14 protein-coding genes and 2 pseudogenes are annotated in these 17,173 nt (G+C 61.5%); 11 read left to right on the top strand and 5 right to left on the bottom strand.

Going from position 1 to position 17,173, the window contains the following annotated elements; all coding sequences use genetic code 11:
• Nucleotides 1–61 precede the first annotated feature (61 nt).
• A complete protein-coding gene (gene ltrA, locus VSR34_RS30900) occupies nt 62–1,570 on the bottom strand; it encodes a group II intron reverse transcriptase/maturase (protein WP_342964400.1) in 1,509 nt (502 codons plus the stop codon).
• Nucleotides 1,571–1,962: 392 nt separating this feature from the next.
• Nucleotides 1,963–2,343: pseudogene (locus VSR34_RS30895) on the bottom strand (transposase); the annotation flags it as partial.
• 308 nt (nt 2,344–2,651) lie between these two features.
• Here VSR34_RS30895 and VSR34_RS30890 point away from each other — a divergent pair.
• From VSR34_RS30890 to tnpA, 3 genes and pseudogenes are all read left to right on the top strand, one after another.
• Nucleotides 2,652–3,596, top strand: coding sequence for a metallophosphoesterase (locus VSR34_RS30890; protein WP_028214555.1), 945 nt, complete (start codon nt 2,652–2,654; stop codon nt 3,594–3,596).
• A gap of 68 nt (nt 3,597–3,664) precedes the next feature.
• Nucleotides 3,665–3,976 carry a cupredoxin family copper-binding protein gene (locus VSR34_RS30885; protein WP_028214556.1) on the top strand — a complete coding sequence of 104 codons (312 nt, stop codon included), beginning with the start codon at nt 3,665–3,667 and terminating at the stop codon, nt 3,974–3,976.
• A gap of 144 nt (nt 3,977–4,120) precedes the next feature.
• Nucleotides 4,121–4,500: pseudogene (gene tnpA / locus VSR34_RS30880) on the top strand (IS200/IS605 family transposase); the annotation flags it as partial.
• 27 nt (nt 4,501–4,527) lie between these two features.
• On the opposite strand, the gene VSR34_RS30875 reads toward tnpA, so the two are convergent.
• Nucleotides 4,528–4,701: a YadA-like family protein gene (locus VSR34_RS30875; RefSeq protein ID WP_272945677.1), complete on the bottom strand. Its 174-nt coding sequence runs from the start codon at nt 4,699–4,701 to the stop codon at nt 4,528–4,530.
• 264 nt (nt 4,702–4,965) lie between these two features.
• Between VSR34_RS30875 and VSR34_RS30870 the strand changes: the two genes are divergently transcribed.
• Nucleotides 4,966–5,787 carry a universal stress protein gene (locus VSR34_RS30870; protein WP_028214557.1) on the top strand — a complete coding sequence of 274 codons (822 nt, stop codon included), beginning with the start codon at nt 4,966–4,968 and terminating at the stop codon, nt 5,785–5,787.
• A 103-nt stretch (nt 5,788–5,890) separates the two neighbouring features.
• On the opposite strand, the gene VSR34_RS30865 is transcribed toward VSR34_RS30870, so the two are convergent.
• Nucleotides 5,891–6,580 carry a CBS domain-containing protein gene (locus VSR34_RS30865; protein WP_342964399.1) on the bottom strand — a complete coding sequence of 230 codons (690 nt, stop codon included), beginning with the start codon at nt 6,578–6,580 and terminating at the stop codon, nt 5,891–5,893.
• A gap of 274 nt (nt 6,581–6,854) precedes the next feature.
• Here VSR34_RS30865 and VSR34_RS30860 point away from each other — a divergent pair, with 274 nt between their 5' ends.
• The 3 genes from VSR34_RS30860 to VSR34_RS30850 all read left to right on the top strand — a co-directional run bounded on the left by VSR34_RS30860 (nt 6,855) and on the right by VSR34_RS30850 (nt 9,436).
• Nucleotides 6,855–7,436 carry a hemerythrin domain-containing protein gene (locus tag VSR34_RS30860; protein ID WP_028214558.1) on the top strand — a complete coding sequence of 194 codons (582 nt, stop codon included), beginning with the start codon at nt 6,855–6,857 and terminating at the stop codon, nt 7,434–7,436.
• A gap of 225 nt (nt 7,437–7,661) precedes the next feature.
• Nucleotides 7,662–8,678 carry an ABC transporter ATP-binding protein gene (locus VSR34_RS30855; RefSeq protein ID WP_342964398.1) on the top strand — a complete coding sequence of 339 codons (1,017 nt, stop codon included), beginning with the start codon at nt 7,662–7,664 and terminating at the stop codon, nt 8,676–8,678.
• On the top strand, nt 8,675–9,436 hold the full coding sequence (locus VSR34_RS30850) for an ABC transporter permease (RefSeq protein WP_028214559.1): 762 nt from the start codon (nt 8,675–8,677) through the stop codon (nt 9,434–9,436). The genes VSR34_RS30855 and VSR34_RS30850 overlap by 4 nt, the downstream gene beginning before the upstream one ends.
• Before the next feature lie 44 nt (nt 9,437–9,480).
• Here the strand turns inward: VSR34_RS30850 and VSR34_RS30845 are convergent, their stop codons facing one another.
• Entirely contained in the window at nt 9,481–12,120 is a 2,640-nt protein-coding gene (locus tag VSR34_RS30845; RefSeq protein WP_028214560.1) for a PAS domain-containing protein, read from the bottom strand.
• Between the two features lie 1,303 nt (nt 12,121–13,423).
• Between VSR34_RS30845 and VSR34_RS30840 the strand changes: the two genes are divergently transcribed.
• The 4 genes from VSR34_RS30840 to VSR34_RS30825 all read left to right on the top strand — a co-directional run bounded on the left by VSR34_RS30840 (nt 13,424) and on the right by VSR34_RS30825 (nt 17,130).
• Nucleotides 13,424–13,765: a hypothetical protein gene (locus tag VSR34_RS30840; protein ID WP_028214561.1), complete on the top strand. Its 342-nt coding sequence runs from the start codon at nt 13,424–13,426 to the stop codon at nt 13,763–13,765.
• Nucleotides 13,749–15,029, top strand: coding sequence for a hypothetical protein (locus VSR34_RS30835; RefSeq protein ID WP_342964397.1), 1,281 nt, complete (start codon nt 13,749–13,751; stop codon nt 15,027–15,029). The genes VSR34_RS30840 and VSR34_RS30835 overlap by 17 nt, the downstream gene beginning before the upstream one ends.
• Before the next feature lie 250 nt (nt 15,030–15,279).
• Entirely contained in the window at nt 15,280–15,708 is a 429-nt protein-coding gene (locus VSR34_RS30830) for a hypothetical protein (protein WP_342964396.1), read from the top strand.
• Nucleotides 15,709–16,017: 309 nt separating this feature from the next.
• The gene (locus VSR34_RS30825; RefSeq protein WP_342964403.1) at nt 16,018–17,130 is read left to right on the top strand and encodes a prolyl oligopeptidase family serine peptidase; all 1,113 of its coding nucleotides are present in this window, start codon (nt 16,018–16,020) and stop codon (nt 17,128–17,130) included.
• Nucleotides 17,131–17,173: the final 43 nt, after the last annotated feature.

Raw genomic sequence — 17,173 nt, 5'->3', positions numbered from 1 at the left:
TTGAGTCGGAGTAGGAATGACAGTCACCCATCACCCCCTCCACAGATCCGTACGTGCAGAGTTACCGCATACGGCTCCTGCCTTGGGTCGTGACGATCAGACGCTGGTGTGGGTACGGATGACAAATGTGAGTGGGAGGCAACCACAGGCGTACGAGACGGTCCATGCGCTCACGGGTCAGTCGGCAGGTCTGACTACGACGGCGCAGCGTGCGGTACCACAGACGGGCAACACGGCCCCGGAAGCGCCCGAGGCGCGTTCCGTTTCGTGGCACACCGAAGTACCTCACATGCCCAGCTACCACGGCGCGCAGATACCGTCCCTGCTCCGCAATAGTCCGGCACATGCGTCGTCGCAGTTGTTCCTTGACTGCCAAGAGCTTGGCTCGCATTCGTTTGCCACTGGTCAACCGCAGTACCGCGAACTTCCCGTTCCGAGTCTTCCCGCAGCAATGCGTGAAGCCCAGGAAGTCAAAGGTCTGCGGCTTGCTCCCGCCGCGACGTTGACAGTTCTCGCGCGCAAAGCGTCCGAACTCAATCAGCCGCGTTTTGCTCTTGTGCAGCGCCAGGCCGAAGCGGGCCAGCCGTTCAGTCACTTCGCGCTGGAAGCGCATCGCATCCCTCACGTTTTGGAACCCCGCGACCCAATCGTCAGCGTACCGCACGACGATCACATCGCCTTCGGCGTGCCGCGCACGCCATTGCTTCACCCACAGATCAAACGCATAGTGAAGATAGATATTCGACAACAGCGGCGAGATGCTGCCGCCCTGAACGGTACCAACTTCACTTTGCGTCACCCTGCCATCTTCCAGCACACCCGCATGCAGCCACTTCTTGATGAGCCGCACAACCCGTGTGTCTGCTACCCGGTGCTCGATGAATTTGATCAGCCAGTCGTGTTCGATTGTGTCGTAGAACTTGCTGATGTCCGCATCGAGTATCCACCTCACTTTCCTGCGCTCGATACCCACGCTCACGGCATCGAGAGCGTTGTGCGCACTCTTGCCGGGGCGGAAGCCGTAACTGAACCCGACGAAGTCCTGCTCGTAGATCGCGTTGAGTACCTCGACCGTGGCAAGCTGGACGAGCTTGTCCTCTAGCGCCGGCACGCCCAGCGGGCGCTTGCTGCCGTCTGCCTTGTCGATGTACACGCGTCTGACAGGCTGGGGCCGGTAGGCCCCTCGGGCCAGCCGGTCGGACAGGTCCAGAAGTCGCGCTTCCAGGTCCAGTCCGTACGACTGCCACGTCTCGCCGTCCACCCCGGCTGCTGCCTTGCGCTTAAGCGCAAAGTAGGCTGCCCGCAGGCGGTCGACCGCGTAGATGTGATGCATCAGGGTGGTGAACTTCGCACCCGGTCGGCCTTTGGCCGTCTGTCGTATGCCGTCGAGCGCCGTTCCCATGTCATATTCCCGCCTCAATCTGCGGGACATGCGCGCTGCGACTGCATTGCCCTTGGCCTGCCGCCTTCCCTCCACCGCCTCCGCCGTCGTGGGAGTTTCACCCTCGACCTTGTTCGGCAGCTTCTCCGGTACTACGCAGCAGTCCGACTTCCCGCGCCCGTAGCTCATCGTCGTGCGCCCTCGGGCTTCACGATGCGCACTGCACCCGTCGCTTCCCAGCGGGGTGCAGTAGAGCGCGGGATCTCCCGGTTCCCGAGCGAAGTGTTTCCGCACGTGCGCGGGGTCTCTGACCGCGCGGGGTCCGGCGCTGCCTCGCCATTACGGCAGCGCCAGTGTGACCTTCGGCGGAATTCTAGCGCCTCGGCACCCCGATCAGCTCGTAGCTCACGCCACGAGAGGTGTATTTCGCGGCTCAATACCCGGCCCATGCGTACCCCTGTCAACGCTTCGCCTGCACCCTCGCGGATGCACACGCATGACTCGGGGCCGCCGTGGCTGGCTAGGCCTTCAACGTATGACTCTTTCATTCACAACACTTCGCCGGTTTTGACCGGCGCACAAAATTCGATCACCGCATCGTGTCTGATCAGACGCTCGCGGTTCTTCGTAAAGACCGTGGGCACCCACACCTCGTCATCCATTGCCAGGCCGATGAACCAGCGAAAAAGCAGGTTATATTGAACTTGCTCCATCAGTTGGCGCTCCGAGCGGATGCTGTAGAGCACTTGGATTAGCATGGCTCGCAGCAACTTCTCTGGCGCGATGCTCGGTCGTCCGCCTTTTATGTCCGCTTCGTACATCTCGGCGAACAGTCGATCCATCTTCGTCAGCGCTTCGTTCGCCATCACGCGGATCGAACGCAACGGATGCGACTTGGGCACGAAGTCGTCCAGCTTGCGCACGGAAAACAGACTCTCGGTGAACGTGTCGGCGCCGCGCATGATTTCCAGTGGGCAAGTGGTGGTTCGTCTATCAACGCTTCGCGGACTCTGCGCGATGACGTGTTTCAGCGGTACTTCAGCAACCTGCTAACCGGCGAGACGCGCGAGAAGGCAGGTCGATGCGCTGGGCCAATATCGTCGACGCATCGCAGCATGACAGTACGTGACGGCGTCATCGCGCGCCAGGTTGCGTGACGGACAAGCGGGAATAAAACCGCCACTGGTCAGGTATTGCACCTGAAGCCCGCCTGGGAGGCGCTCAGGCACGAACCGGCGGCCGAATTCCTGAACCCAGTCGAGAGGACACCATGTCGTCAGATCTTCCTTCCCAACCCTCGCGCCGCACTGCCCTGAAATGTCTTGCCTACGGCGGCGTGGGAACTGTGTTTGTTCTGGCCGGAGGCGTTTTGACGCCCATGGACCTTGCGTTGGCGGCCAGTACCGACGACAAGTCGGCTATACCCGGCGTGCCGCTGTTCCTGCAGATCAGCGACTCGCATATCGGCTTCAACAAGGAAGCCAACCCCGACGTCGCGGGCACGTTCAAACAGACGATTGATTATGTCAACGCCATGCCGGCCAAACCGGCGCTCGCGATTCACACGGGCGACATCACTCATCTTTCCAAACCGGAAGAGTTTGATCTCGCGGCCCAATTGTTGTCCGGGCTGAGTATCACGGAGCTGCACACCGTGCCCGGCGAGCATGACGTGACCGACGGGCCGCAAGGCGAGTACTTCAAACGTTTTGGCAAGCCGTCGGAAAACCGCGGCTACTACAGCTTCGATCACGACGGCGTGCACTTCGTCGCACTCGTCAATGTCATGCACTTCAAGCCGAACGGGCTGGGAAACCTCGGCGAGGATCAGCTCGCGTGGCTGGAAAACGATCTCAAGGGGCGAACATCCAGCACGCCGATCGTTGTCTTTACGCACATGCCAATGTGGACCATCTACGAACCATGGGGTTGGGGTACCGGTGATGCGGGCCAGGCAATGAGCTATCTGAAGCGGTTCGGCTCGGTCACGGTCCTGAATGGACATATTCATCAGATCGTTTCCAAGGTGGAAGGGAATGTCACATTCCACACGGCGCGCTCGACCGCCTATCCGCAGCCGACCGCGGGCAATGGCCCTGGACCCGGGCCGCTCAAGGTGGCAAGCGACCAGCTGCCGAAGATGCTCGGCGTAACGAGTATCAAGATCTCGCGCCATCCCCTCGCAATGTCGCTGTCCGACACGACGCTCGCCTGACGTCGCCTCTCGCTCACTCGACAAGGAACCGAGCCATGCTATCCCTCTTGTTTCGTCGTACCTTCGCCATGCTTCGCGCGATCGTGTTACTCACGGCCGCATTCGCCGGTGGATTGCCTGCGCACGCGGAAGAGCCCAATCAAGTCGTCATCAAGAATTTCATGTTTTCGCCCATGGCCATGACGGTCAAGGCGGGCACGACGGTGACCTGGAAGAACATGGATGGCGAACCGCACACCGTCGTCAACGATGCGGGCATATTCCGCTCCGCCGCGCTCGACCAGAACGATACCTATCAGTTCAAATTCGACAAGCCGGGGGTATACAAAGTGTTCTGCGGAATTCATCCCTATATGAAGGCAACCATCACTGTGCAGTAGTCGATGGCTCGACTTCTATTCGGCGCATGGCCCCCGCTGTGCGCCTGAAGCGATTAGCGCACGGGCCTCGCCATGAGATCGTCGAGCAGCGCAGCATACGTTGCGACCAGTTGCCGGTTATGCGGCAGAAAACGCGCGATCTCCGTGCGCTGCCGCTCGCGATACCAGGACGCGTGCGCATCGTATCGTGATCGTGCTCATTTGGTCTTTGTGACTAAATACCGGCGTGATGTTTTCACCAAGGAAGTGATCGACGACTGCGCGAAGTCTTCGCAGGTGTATGCCTGGACTTCGAGGCGCAGCTCGTGGAATTCGACGGGGAGGATGACCACGTCCACCTCTTGGTGAACTACCCGCCGAAGGTTTCCCTGTCGGCAATAGCCTAAAGGGCGTCTCCGGCCGCATGATCCGAAAGAAGAATTAACCCGAGCGTGCGCCGCAGGTTATGGGGTGGCGCGCTACGGTCTCCGCCCTACTTCGCCGGTAGCTGCGGTGGTGCGCCCATCGAGATCGTGCGCCAGTTCGACCCGTGGCGGAACCGAGGGCAGCCGCTAGAATTCGTAGCCTACCTGTGTCCGCACTCCCGTTCCACCCGATCCGGTAACCGACAAAGCGCCGTTTACCAGCCATCTGCCACTCTCGGATCGGTAGGTCACGCCAACGCCGACAGCGCCATAGCCTTTCAGTTGCGCGGCAAACCCAGACTTGCGGCTAATCCTGAGCACTTCAGGGGGGCGGGGAAGGATAGCGCGGACGGCGTAGACGTCCTTCCAGGGCGCTAATGCGGCGTCCGCTGCTGTCCGTTTCAGGTCCAGTCAACGCCTCCGCGCCCGACCTTGACAGGCAGGCAGAAGCCGGGGTTCATGCATACCGTATGCATCCACGGAAAATATGGCTGATTCAGGTCAATCGCAGGACACCCATCATCTTTAGACTCGGAACACGCGGTGCGCCCCAATGCGCACCGCAATGCTTCGCTGGAGACCGCAATGAGCTACAAGACCATCGTCGTTCACATGGATACGAGCGCATCGGCCAATGCGCGACTCTCGCTCGCGCTCGGGCTGGCTCGCCGGTTCGGCGCCCATCTCGAAGGGCTCTTTGCGCGGTTCGAACCCAACCCGCGCGAGTTCCATGTAATGGGCGGAACGGCTGACTACTACGACACGCATCGCACGCTGCGCCTGGAACAACGCGGCGCGATCGAACGGTTATTCCGCGCAGAAGCATCTCGCGCTCAGGTAGACGGCGCATGGGTTGTCACGCATGGCGATCCCGTTTCGGCAATCATGCAGCGCTGCCGGACAGCGGATCTCGCGATTCTCGGACAGGCCAATCCGGACGATCCGGAATCCTGGATTGCGGATGGATTCCCGGAGAGCATTCTCCTGGGAGCGGGCGGCCCGGTGCTGCTGGTGCCCTATGCGGGCAGGTTCGAGTCGTTCGGCGAACGTGTGCTCATCGCCTGGAATGGAAGCCGGGAAGCGGCCCGCGCGGTTCACGACGCGTTGCCGTTCATCGCGCGAGCGGCGCATGTGATCATCGCTACGGACGAACAGTCGCATGCATCGTGCGACGCGCTGGCCGCCATGCTCGCGCGCCACGGCGCGGCGTCGATCGACATAGCCAAACTAGACAGCCGCGCCGCTCAAGCCGCAGGCGATGCGCTGCTGAACCAGGCCGCCGATGGCGCGTGCGACCTGCTCGTAATGGGCGCGTATGGCCACGCACGGCTTCAGGAACTGGTCCTGGGCGGCGCGACGCGAACCCTACTCTCCGCGATGACACTGCCGGTTCTGATGTCTCACTGAGTGAGCGGCGCGCGCGTCGCGCCGGTCGGATGAGATCGCGCGAGGCCAAGCGCGCGCACGATCCCCGGCGCAAGCGGAAGCCGCCGGGGCACGACGCACGCCCTTACATCGGCGAGAACACCACCGGGTATCCGAGATGGTCTTCGACGCCCTTGACGCCGGCTACACGCCCGGCCGCGACCAATATCGCCTTGCGCTCCTCTTCCGAGTTCACCGTGCCCCAGAGATGAACGATCCCTTCCTTGACGACGACGTTCTCCGTGGCCATCGCCCAGCGATGCCCGTCCAGTGCGTGAAGCACCTCGCGCTGAATGGCCTCGTCGGAAGCGACTGCCGCCGGATCGGGCTGCGCCGCGCTCGCCAGCGCGCGGATCAGATTCGCGCGGCTCACGATGCCCACGAGCTTGCCCTGGTCCAGCACCGGCACGCGCTTGATATGGTGGCGCTCCAGCAGGTCGGCGATCTCGCTCAGTTCCGCTTGCGGCGAGACGTAAATGACATTGCTCGTCATGAGATCCCTGACCTTCACGGCATTTTCTTTCAGGTACTCGCTTGCGAGCTTGCGAGTCGAGTGGAGGAATTCGCCCAGCCAGCTGCGCTGCGGCTTGCCCGTGCCCGTTTCCACGCGATGCAGCAAATCGCCCTCGCTCAGAATGCCGACAACTGCGCCGCTGTCGTCGACGACCGGGATGCCACTCACGTGATGTCGCGTGAGCAGCGTCGCGGCCTCGAAGACCGTCGCGTCGGGACGCACACTGACGACGTCCGTGGTCATGATGTCCGAAGCTTGCATGAGTTCCTCCGTTACCGGCCAACGCCGTAATGGAACTCAATTTAGAGATCGGTGGCGCCTGTGCATTGACCTAAGTCAACCACGTGCCCTCGGGGACCGACGACCTTCCGTCGCGCCGGTCGGGCCCGCGGCAGCGAATCACGGTTGACCAGGATCAACGAGTCCTGGCGCTCGGGGCGCATAGTGAACCCGTCGAGACCGACCAGGAGGCGCCGCCACCGGCGTGCCCTCGGCGTCTCATCGCAACCCGGCCGCGTCTGTCACGGAGCCTGCCATGGAATTTGCCGCGAAACGTAGCGCCATCCAGGTGATCCTGAGCGAACACCGACGCCTTTCGAGCGTCGTGAGCGGCATGCTGCGCGTGGTCGACGACATGACGGCCCGCCCCGGCGCGTCCGGCACCATGCTCCTGCGTGCGATGCTCTACTACATCCACGAGTTTCCCGAGCAAGTGCATCATCCGAAGGAAGAGCAATACCTGTTTGCCCGGCTTCGCGAGCGGACAGACGAATTCGATAGCGTCATCGAGGAACTCGGACGCCAGCACGCGGAAGGCCCGCAGCGCATTCACTCAATCGAACGCGCGCTCACGCGTTACGAACTGGGTGGCAACGGCATGCTGCCGGCGCTGCGTGAAGCGGTGTATGGCTACGCCGACTTCTACAACGATCACCGGCACCTCGAAGAGTCGGTGATTTTGCCTGGCGCCCAGCGCTATCTATCGGTTGCCGACTGGGTGGAGATCGACGAGGCGTTCGGCACGAATCGCGATCCGTTCGAAACGCTAGAGTCCGAAGACAATCTCGACGATCTCTATACGCTGATCGTCCAGACAATGCCCGACGCACACCCCTGAGCGCCGTACGCCGCGCAGCGAGAACGATTCGAAACGGCCAGCGGTTAGCGCAAGCTCGGCGTGCTGCAGTGCAACGAGGATGGATTGCGCAGGCGCGCGCTGACTCGATCGACGTCCTCGCGACGTTTGCGATCCATGCGCGCTCGCCGTCGTCATGGAACGTCATGGCAGGCGCTTTGGCGGCCTGCGCCAGCGCCTTGCATCGGCTTCTGGTAATGTCACGCAATGCAAACGATCCTATCCATCGAGAATCTCTCGAAAGTCTATGCATCGGGATTCCACGCGCTCACGCGCATCAGCCTGGACATTCACCGCGGCGAAATTTTCGCGCTGCTGGGGCCAAACGGCGCTGGCAAGACGACGCTCATCAGCATCGTCTGCGGCATCGTCAATGCGAGCGAAGGCAGCGTGCGCGTCGCCGGTCACGATATCGTCACGGATTACCGCAGCGCTCGCTCGCTGATCGGACTCGTGCCCCAGGAACTGACGACGGACGCGTTCGAAACGGTCTGGGCGACCGTGTCATTCAGCCGCGGCCTGTTCGGCAAGCCCGCCAGCCCCGCCTATGTCGAGCGCGTGCTGCGGGACCTCTCGCTGTGGGAGAAGCGGAACAACAAGATCATGACGCTGTCCGGCGGCATGAAACGGCGCGTGCTGATCGCGAAGGCGCTCGCGCACGAGCCACAGATCCTGTTTCTGGACGAGCCGACCGCGGGTGTGGACGTCGAGCTGCGCCGCGACATGTGGGCGCTCGTGCGCGGGCTCAAGGCGAACGGCGTGACGATCATCCTCACGACCCATTACATCGACGAGGCGGAAGAGATGGCCGACCGCATCGGCGTCATCAACGCCGGCGAAATCATGCTGGTCGAGCGCAAGGACGTGCTCATGCGCAAGCTCGGCCGCAAACAGCTGACCCTGCAACTCGAAGCCCCGTTGACGGCAATCCCGGCCGGGCTCGCCGCCTGGGGGCTCGAACTGGCCGATGGCGGCACCGAGCTCATCTATACCTACGATGCCGAAAACGAACGCAACGACATCATCGCGCTGCTCAAGCGCCTGGGCGAGGCCGGCATCGGCTTCACGGACCTGAAAACGAGCCAGAGTTCGCTGGAGGATATCTTCGTGAGCCTCGTCAGCAAGGATCCGGCGGCCGCTTCAAAGCCCGCTTCGCGGCCAGCCTCGCAACCCGCCACACCAGCGGGCGCGGAAAACGGCAAAGGACAGGTGACCTCCCGATGAACCTCTACGCGATTCGCGCCATCTACCGTTTCGAAATGGCGCGCACCAGGCGCACGCTGATGCAGAGCATTGTCGCGCCGGTGATCTCGACCTCGCTCTACTTCATCGTCTTCGGCTCCGCGATCGGTTCGCGCATCAAGGAAGTGAACGGCGTCAGCTACGGCGCGTTCATCGTGCCAGGGCTGATCATGCTTTCACTGCTGTCGCAGAGCATCTCCAATGCGTCATTCGGCATCTACTTCCCTCGCTTCACGGGCACGATCTACGAACTGCTCTCGGCGCCCGTGTCGTATTTCGAAATCGTGATCAGCTATGTCGGCGCGGCGGCGACCAAGTCGGTCGTGCTCGGGCTCATCATCCTCGCAACCGCGGGGCTCTTCGTGCCGATCCAGATCCTGCATCCCTTGTGGATGGTGCTGTTCCTGCTGCTCACAGCGGTCACGTTCAGTCTGCTCGGTTTCATCATCGGCATCTGGGCTGACAACTTCGAGAAACTGCAAATCGTGCCGCTGTTGATCATCACACCGCTGACCTTCCTCGGCGGCGCGTTCTATTCCGTCGACATGCTGCCGACGGCATGGAAGGTGATCACGCTTTTCAACCCGATCGTGTATCTCATCAGCGGCTTTCGCTGGAGCTTCTACGGGCTCGCGGACGTTCATGTCGGCGTGAGTCTCGCCATGACTGCGGCCTTTCTCGCGATATTCCTCGCAATCACCGCGTGGATCTTCAAGACGGGGTATCGGCTGAAAACCTGAGGCCGGCGAATCGGCTGGTTGTTCGGCCAGATTCGCGCGACGCCTCACGTCGCACCGCTGGCGGCGCCGCTCGCTTGCCCGCGCTCCGTCAAAGACGACAGCAGCGTGAGCAAGCCCTCCACATTGACGGGCTTGACGAAGTGGTAGTCGAAGCCGGCCGACTGCGCCCTCAGGCGGTCGTCGGCCTGTCCGTAGCCCGTGATCGCAATCAGGACGGGAGTCGTCGCGTCCTTCGGGCGAAGCCGCCGCGCCAGTTCGTAGCCGTCCACGTCGGGCAAGCCGATGTCGAGCAGCGCGACGTCGGGCCGCAACTGCGCGGCGGCTTCGATGGCCTCGGCGGACGAATACGCCGTGCGCGTGAAATGGCCCTCCGATTCGCACAACATCGCAAGGGAATCGGCTGCATCGCGATTGTCGTCGACGATCAAAAGCTGCAGCGCGGCCGACTTCGCGCTTGTTCCAGGGCCGGACAGCACCTGTGCCGAATGCCGTTCGTGATGATGCAGCCGGGGCAGGCGTACCGTCACCGTCGTGCCGCGACCTTCGCCCTCGCTTTGTACCGTGATCGTGCCGTCGTGCAGTTCGACCAGCTTCCTCACCAGCGAAAGGCCGATGCCGAGACCGCCGCTCGAACGGTCGAGCGGGCGATCGCCCTGCGAAAACAGTTCGAATACCTTGGGTAACAGTTCCGCGGAGATACCCGTGCCCGTGTCCGTCGTCACGATTTCGACCCACGTTTCATCGGCTCGCGCGCTGATCGAAATGTTCCCTTGCTCAGGGGTGTATTTGCTGGCGTTGTTGAGGATGTTCACGAGGATTTGCGAAATTCGCGTGGCGTCGCCCAGCACCCATGCGGTCGCGTCGGAGACATCGACGTTCATGTGCTGTCCGCGCGCCTCGACGGATGCCGCCATCGCTTCGACCGCGTGATACACGGCCGTGCCGACGAGAATGGGCTCGAGCTGAAGCGCGATCCGGCCTTGCGTGATGCGCGACACTTCGAGCAGATCGTCGACGATGCGCGTCATGTGCTCGGTCTGTCGGCGCATCAATCTGATGAGGTCGGCAGAACGCCCGTCGATGCCATCCTGCTTTTCGAACAGTGCGATGGCTGTGCGGATCGGTGCCAGCGGATTGCGCAGTTCATGCGCGAGCATGGCGAGAAACTCGTCCTTGCGGCGATCCGCTTCGCGCAGCATCAACTCCATGCGTTTGCGCTCGGTGATGTCGACGACGCTCGCGATCAGGCGCAAGGGCTTGCCGTCGGGCGCGCGCTGGAGCAGCGCGCTGCCTTCCATCCACTGTTCACCGCGCTGTCCCTGCACGCGAAACTCGAAATGTGCGCCGGGATCGCCCCCTGCCGCCAGCTCGCGCACATATCGGTCGAGCACGGGTCGATCGTCGGGATTGACGCGCGAGAGCGCGGCCTCGTAAGTCAGCGTTTCACCTTCGAGTGTTTCGCTGCCGACTTCGAACGATAGCGTCCATGAGTCGAGATCGAGCGCCACGATATGGATTTCAGCCGCCTGCATGGCGACGTTCAGGCGCAGACTGCGTGCTTCGATTGCGGCTTGCGCTTCGTGCTGCGCGGTAACGTCTGTAGTCGTGCCGAACCACTCCTGCAGCGTGCCGTGTTCGTCATGGAGCGGCGCGGCATGCGCCTGGACCATTCGGTAGCGGCCGTCGTAGCGACGCATGCGAAACGCGATCCAGCTGGCGGTTCCCCTCTTCAGAATGTCCAGCCATGCCTGACGTGTGAACTCGCGATCGTCGGGATGCACGAAGTCGAGCCATCCCCAGTTCTCGAGTTGCACGGGGTCCGCGCCCGTAAACTTTCCCCATGGCTCATCGGCCGGGCGGATATTGCCGTCGGGCCCTGCTGACCAGACGAGCGCACCCGTCGATTCGACGAGGGCACGATAGCGCCGTTCGCTGAGGACGAGGCGTTCCTCGGCGGCGCGCTGCTTCGATATGTCGAAAGTGACGCCGTGCACGCTGGCAAGCTCGCCGTGTCCGTCGAACTCGGCATGGCCGCGCATGCGCAGCCAGCGTGGCGGCATAACGCCGTCGTCGAGCAGGTAATCGAATTCGAAAGGGCCGCCGCAGCGGAGCGCCTGTTCGACCTTCTGCTGAAACGGCTCGCGATGCTCGGGCGCAATCCGGTTCCAGAGATCCGACAGCGCGACGGCCTCCGTGCCCGGCGGGAAGGAATAGAGTTCTGCGAGTTGCTCGGTCATGCGCACTCGCTGGTTTTTCATGTCCCATTCCCATGCGCCCATCCGCGCGCCCTGAAACGCGGCTTTGAGCCGGCGCTCGCTGGCCTCGTACATGGCCCACGCGTGCCGGCAGTGGTGAATGTCCGTCGCCACGCCGACGGTGTCGCCGATGCGGCCACTCTCGTCGCGCTGAGCTTGCAGATGCAGCGTGTGCCACCGGAACGCGCCATCGACGCGCAGAAGGCGCACTTCGGCGTTGCGTAAGAGGTTGCCGTCGCGCATCTGGCGAACGGCGTCGAGCACGGTATCGATATCGTCGGGATGAACGAATTCCCGCCACGTTCGCCCGATTATCTGCTCGGCGGGAATACCAAGGTAGCGTGAAGCCCATGGGTTCACGTAGCGTATGACGCCGTCGCGATCGGCGCGCCAGACGAACGACGGCAGAAACTGAGCAGGATCGTACACATGCGCTCCTTTTCGGACGGCGAAGCTCGCCGCCTTGCTCTTCTCAGCGATGCACGGAGCTTGGCGCCCAGGTACCCGCTCGTTCGGGTGCGCGATGGCGGGATGCCGGGAAAACGGCCGCGGGCTGCGCGCAACGTCCGATTTTCATCGACATGCGATCAGCATATACCGGTCCCACGCCATTGAAGGGCTGTGGATCTTCCCTCGCTGCGCCGCCTTGCTGTGTCTATGTCTGTGTCTGTGTCTGTGTCTGTTGCGCAAGCCGTACAGCCTTGGGGCCGGATCCTGCCTGGTGGCGAATGCTGGTCCCTCCTCTGCCGTCTGGTTGGCGAATGCGCCAAGGCGACCCCTTGCTGCCAGCCTGACAAGTGGCTGCTCCATCGCATTCACCTGAGTCGACGCGTCCGGTGGGACAAGCGTGGGTACGTGCAGGCACTCATTGTCAACCAGCCCTCGTCGTCAGGCAGGGATCGGCCGAGCGCATCCGCGTTTATGCTCCGAAGTAGTCGAGTTCGGGCGTCTCGCGCAGAAGATCTGCAATCGAGAGCGTTATGCGCTCGCCAGTTGCAGAAGCTGCTCGAACTCGGGAATCAGTTCCGACTCGGTCGAGATGCGCGGACACTATTTACGACGCTGACAGGTCTTGCCTGTCGGAGCTCGTTCTAAGGGTAATCGATTGTTGGGCACCCAACCCCCGCATCGCGGCGGACGTCGTCCCATTTTCGTCAGGAGGGCTTCGATGAAGAAGATCGCGCCGGCCCACGCGTGCTGTCGGAGATATAGAGAATGACTTCGTGGAACTGGTGTCCTCCGGGCTACCGTTCGCAATGGCAAGCGAAAAGTTCGAGCGTCTCTGGGACGAGGTCAACTTGGCCGCAGCGAGCGTAATTTCGTCCCCGGAAGTCAACGGATATATCGCGCTACTGATACGCATGCAGGGCGTGTACGAATCGCAGTACAGCCGAAGCACACGTATGGAGCCTGCATCTCACCGTTGTCCGAATACGGCGTAACGTCGTCGGCCAGTGCTATCTGGATCGCAGCCAGCACCTGTGGCGACTGCGCCCTCGGGATCGCTGTGACACGCACGCCGCCGCGCATCAAGACGCGTCGAAAGGTGTTTCGGGTGCGCGAAGGCGCAACGTCTGACTGACTTCCCCAGCGCTGAACAGATGGAAAACGCGGCGCGCTCGCCTATCATTGATTGCATTGCTCGTATCGGCAATTGGTGCGGCTTTCGGCATCGCGCTGGAGTTGGGAGCGTGGACGTGTACCACGGCGACGGACGAAATCGGAGGGTCCTATGGATTTAATCATCGATGTCGCGGGTGTGGACCAGGCTGAGGTGGTCCGGGAATTCGGGGACATTCCCAGCGAAGATCTGGATGTGATCAAATCGACAGCACTATTAGGTGATCCGGTCGTAACAGCCGTCGTACACGACGTGTTTCATAACTTGCCTGCAATCATCAGCTCATTGGCTGCAGTATTGGTGGCCTGGGGAAAGAAAGACGCCCTTCGCCGGGTCGTCCTCAAGAAAGGTGCAAGGTCGGTCAAACTCGAAATTCGCGGCATGTCGGGTGAGGATCTGCATAAGGTACTGGAAAGCCGGATAACGGAATTCCACAATGAAAAACCGGATTGAGGTTCAGCACGACGAAAACTACGCGGACCTGCTAGACATCAAACGCGATCTTTATACAGTCGGTGGGTCCGTAGCGTTTGATCAGGATGTATTGAGGGACGGGTACGAGGTCTTACGTAGCGGCGGCGCCGGTTTCTTGTCGATCTCTTCGCCGGCGGCCCGGATGGAGATTTGCGAATGGCGTGGCCGCCATGCGATCGTCTGGGACGCGCACTGGCTGGAATTTGTCACCGCGTTCTGCAGGTTGAACCTACCGCGTTTCCTGCTTGACGAGACTAAACATCGCCCGTTTCACTGGAACGGGTTCGTTGATCTTCAAAACCTCGTGGCCTTGTTCCTGATGGAACAGTTGTGCCTTCTGGGTGAGAGCGAGGTGGGCCTGGCGCTTTCGCTCAAGAAAATGTTCGTTTCAAAAGGCCTTACGGCGACGGCGGTTCTGACGACGCCACCGCCATTCCCGGATGCCCAGTTGCGTAGGCTTTATAAGGATTGCATACGTTTCTCCGAAGACAGTATGCGGCATCTGACGCTTTCGCACGAATTCACGCATCTCGCTTTCCATCTCGGCGTGCTTCAACATGACATGGCGGCCGAGCAGCTGAAGCCGCTGGTTGGTGACCTCGTCGAACTCGCGAAGCGCTGCGGCCCGGCTGCTCTCGCTCGAATTCCCGAAGATGAGCGCCGTTTTGAGGGCGCGGAAATGATCGAGGAGATTTGTCGGAGGCTCCGCGGGGATGGCACATCGGATGAGTCGATCGAGGAGAGCTATTGCGACGTAACTGCCTCCTCGGCCTATGCTCGTAGATACGTCTCGCCGCGTGTTGCGCGGAACAACGATATCGCGCTCTTCCGGCGCGGTTACTGGGTCATCGTGAACTACCACACGGCTCTTTTTCTGTTCCACAAGATAGCCTTCACCGCGGCTACCATAGTCTCCCGAAGAGGCTGGTACGGCGTAGGTTTTTCCGGGGCGGCGGCCGCGCGTGACGGGATATCGAGGAGCGGCTACCGTAACGCAGTAAAGAACGTCGGGGGGCGGTGCACCTTTTCAAACCGGTCGGATGAACTGCAGAAGGATTTTGACCGCCTGGATTCCAACGCCGCGACGTTGCTCTACGAGACCTTCAGGTGCCTGTCCGATTTTGCGTTTGACCAACGCTGGGCCGACTGGACAGCACGCGCTTCAGACGAGGTGGCGGCCGCCGGCGGCATTGAGGCTGCGCGTGGCGACGTGTTGCAATTCCTTGGGTGGCCGCGGCATTGAACGAAAATGCCCGCGGGTCGACGTAACGCGTCGCGACCAATGCCCCGCTCGTGCGGAGCCCGCCTGTATGAGTCCACGTCTTCTAGCCACGCACAAGAGACCAGGAATCGTCCACTGTTCACCCATTGAGCGACCTGGCCACTGCCTGGATCATTGCTCGGGAATCCATCTTGCGGCGCCCGGTGCCAAAGCGTGGACACTGCAGGGCGAAAATCGGAGACAGCTTGAGCGCGTAAGTCGAACCCGACCGTTGGGCGATCCATTCGAAGACATCAACGCAGATGAACCGGCGGTACCGGCGACAGCGAGTGGCGAGCTGCGAAAAGTCCACGTCAACCGTTTCCTTGATGGAGTCAAAGATGAAAAACCCGTGGACCAAAAAAAACCCGTTCCTCAGTATGTGGTTGAGCGGCGCAAACAGGGTGGCAGGCTCAGCAAGAGGTCATGCATTGGCAGCGGCAAAACGAGGAACCAACGCTTTTCTGACCGCGGCGCTGACGCCCCCGAAGGCGAAAAAGAGGCGATCGCGACGCTGATGCCGGGTTCATGTGCTGACGTATGCGCACGACACCTGCGCCCTGCCTCCGTTAAACGAATCGGTTCCTGCGTACCTTCTCGATTTTTTGGGGCACCCGCCGGGGCCTGTATGAAGCGATTCGTCAAAGCCGATGTCGCATGAAAGTCGGCGACTACCGTCGGAGCAACGCGCGATGGTTCGTCTTCCGGTCGACGGGCTCGCCAGCGATCAATTGAACTCCATGCTGATAAGGCTGAAGGCTTAGCTTTACAGGAGCGGTTTTTGCTGCGGATCGTGCGTCGCACGCGCCAGTGATCTGGTCGCTTTTATCGATGACTTCTGTTGGCGAGTCTTGAGGCCTGGAAATTGAAACGGTCGACGGGCAAAACGACATTATCAATTTTATTTTGCTCAGCCGAGGAGACGGCAATGAGGACGATGGCGTCAGGCCTACGGTTAGCGTCCGCAGCTGTGTTGGTGATCGGCCTTGCCGGGTGCGGGGGTGGTGGCGATTCGGCCAGTACGGATGCCGCTGCAACGGCAAAGGCGTTGGCCGCCACCGGGAGCCCACCCGCGGACAGTGCGTCGGTCGCGTCCGGGATCGTAAAACTTCAGCGCTATCAGATCGACCCGACGAAGGTCTTCGTCGCCGGTATTTCGTCGGGCGGTTTCTCGGCGGTGCAGATGCATGTAGCCCACTCTTCGACCTTCAAAGGCGCCGCTGTCTACGCTGGCGGGGTGTACTGGTGTGCCGGCGCAGGAGGAGCCGCGACAGCTTTGGCAAACTGTGGCGGCTTGACGCTTCCGTCGAATCAGGCGTCGTACAACAGCACGCTTACGGCATCCGAGGCGTATCTGGACGCGCAATCGTCTCTCGGCACAATCGATCCGGCGACGAATCTGCGTGGTCAGCCCGTCTACCTCTGGTCCGGCACGCAAGACGAAGTCGTCAATCCGCTAGAGATGGCCGACCTCAACTCGGAATACCAGCGTTATGGAGCCAACGTTCACTTCGACAATACGTTTCCCGCCGAGCACGGCTGGGAATCGCCTGACGGCGAACTTGCATGCGGCACGCTCGGGAGCCCCTACATGGTGCGCTGCTCGGCAAATGGCGCGGTCTACGATTCCGTAAAAACGTGGCTGACGATGTTTCTCGGCCCATTGGAGCCGCGCAACGACGGAAAGCTGTCGGGTACGCTCTCTGCGTTCGATCAAACGGAGTTCGGGGCGTCGCCAAACATTTCGATGAGTTCAACCGGAAGCGTTTTTGTTCCCAAGGCCTGTGCGCACGGGGACACGTGCGGATTCGTGCTCGCACTTCACGGTTGTCTGCAGGAGGCGTCACTCATCGGAAACCGCTGGGTCACCGAGGCTGGGATCAATGAATGGGCCGACACGAACAAACTCGTGGTCGTGTATCCCGATACGATCGCTTCGTCGGCGCCAGGGCCGACGAATCCGAATGCATGCTTCGACTGGTGGGGCTACTCCAATCAATACGACCCGAACTACGCACTCAAGAGCGGCTTGCAGATGTCGGTGCTCTACGCGATGGTGCAGCGCGTGACTGGGCGACCGTAGGACGCGCGGGGCGCGGATCGAACTGGGCGTTCAAACGTCGGGG

Origin of the sequence: Paraburkholderia sp. JHI2823 (genome assembly GCF_038900695.1) — a bacterium.
GTDB classification, from domain to species: domain Bacteria; phylum Pseudomonadota; class Gammaproteobacteria; order Burkholderiales; family Burkholderiaceae; genus Paraburkholderia; species Paraburkholderia mimosarum.
The sequence above is the reverse complement of the archived record's forward strand: the minus strand, read 5'-3'. Positions and strand labels throughout refer to the sequence as shown.

Bases quoted from the DNA above. Each gene is read 5' to 3' on its own strand.
- ltrA (WP_342964400.1), bottom strand. From the start codon at position 1,570: ATGAGCTACGGGCGCGGGAAGTCGGACTGCTGCGTAGTACCGGAGAAG.
- VSR34_RS30890 (WP_028214555.1), top strand. From the start codon at position 2,652: ATGTCGTCAGATCTTCCTTCCCAACCCTCGCGCCGCACTGCCCTGAAA.
- VSR34_RS30885 (WP_028214556.1), top strand. From the start codon at position 3,665: ATGCTTCGCGCGATCGTGTTACTCACGGCCGCATTCGCCGGTGGATTG.
- VSR34_RS30870 (WP_028214557.1), top strand. From the start codon at position 4,966: ATGAGCTACAAGACCATCGTCGTTCACATGGATACGAGCGCATCGGCC.
- VSR34_RS30865 (WP_342964399.1), bottom strand. From the start codon at position 6,580: ATGCAAGCTTCGGACATCATGACCACGGACGTCGTCAGTGTGCGTCCC.
- VSR34_RS30860 (WP_028214558.1), top strand. From the start codon at position 6,855: ATGGAATTTGCCGCGAAACGTAGCGCCATCCAGGTGATCCTGAGCGAA.
- VSR34_RS30855 (WP_342964398.1), top strand. From the start codon at position 7,662: ATGCAAACGATCCTATCCATCGAGAATCTCTCGAAAGTCTATGCATCG.
- VSR34_RS30850 (WP_028214559.1), top strand. From the start codon at position 8,675: ATGAACCTCTACGCGATTCGCGCCATCTACCGTTTCGAAATGGCGCGC.
- VSR34_RS30840 (WP_028214561.1), top strand. From the start codon at position 13,424: ATGGATTTAATCATCGATGTCGCGGGTGTGGACCAGGCTGAGGTGGTC.
- VSR34_RS30835 (WP_342964397.1), top strand. From the start codon at position 13,749: ATGAAAAACCGGATTGAGGTTCAGCACGACGAAAACTACGCGGACCTG.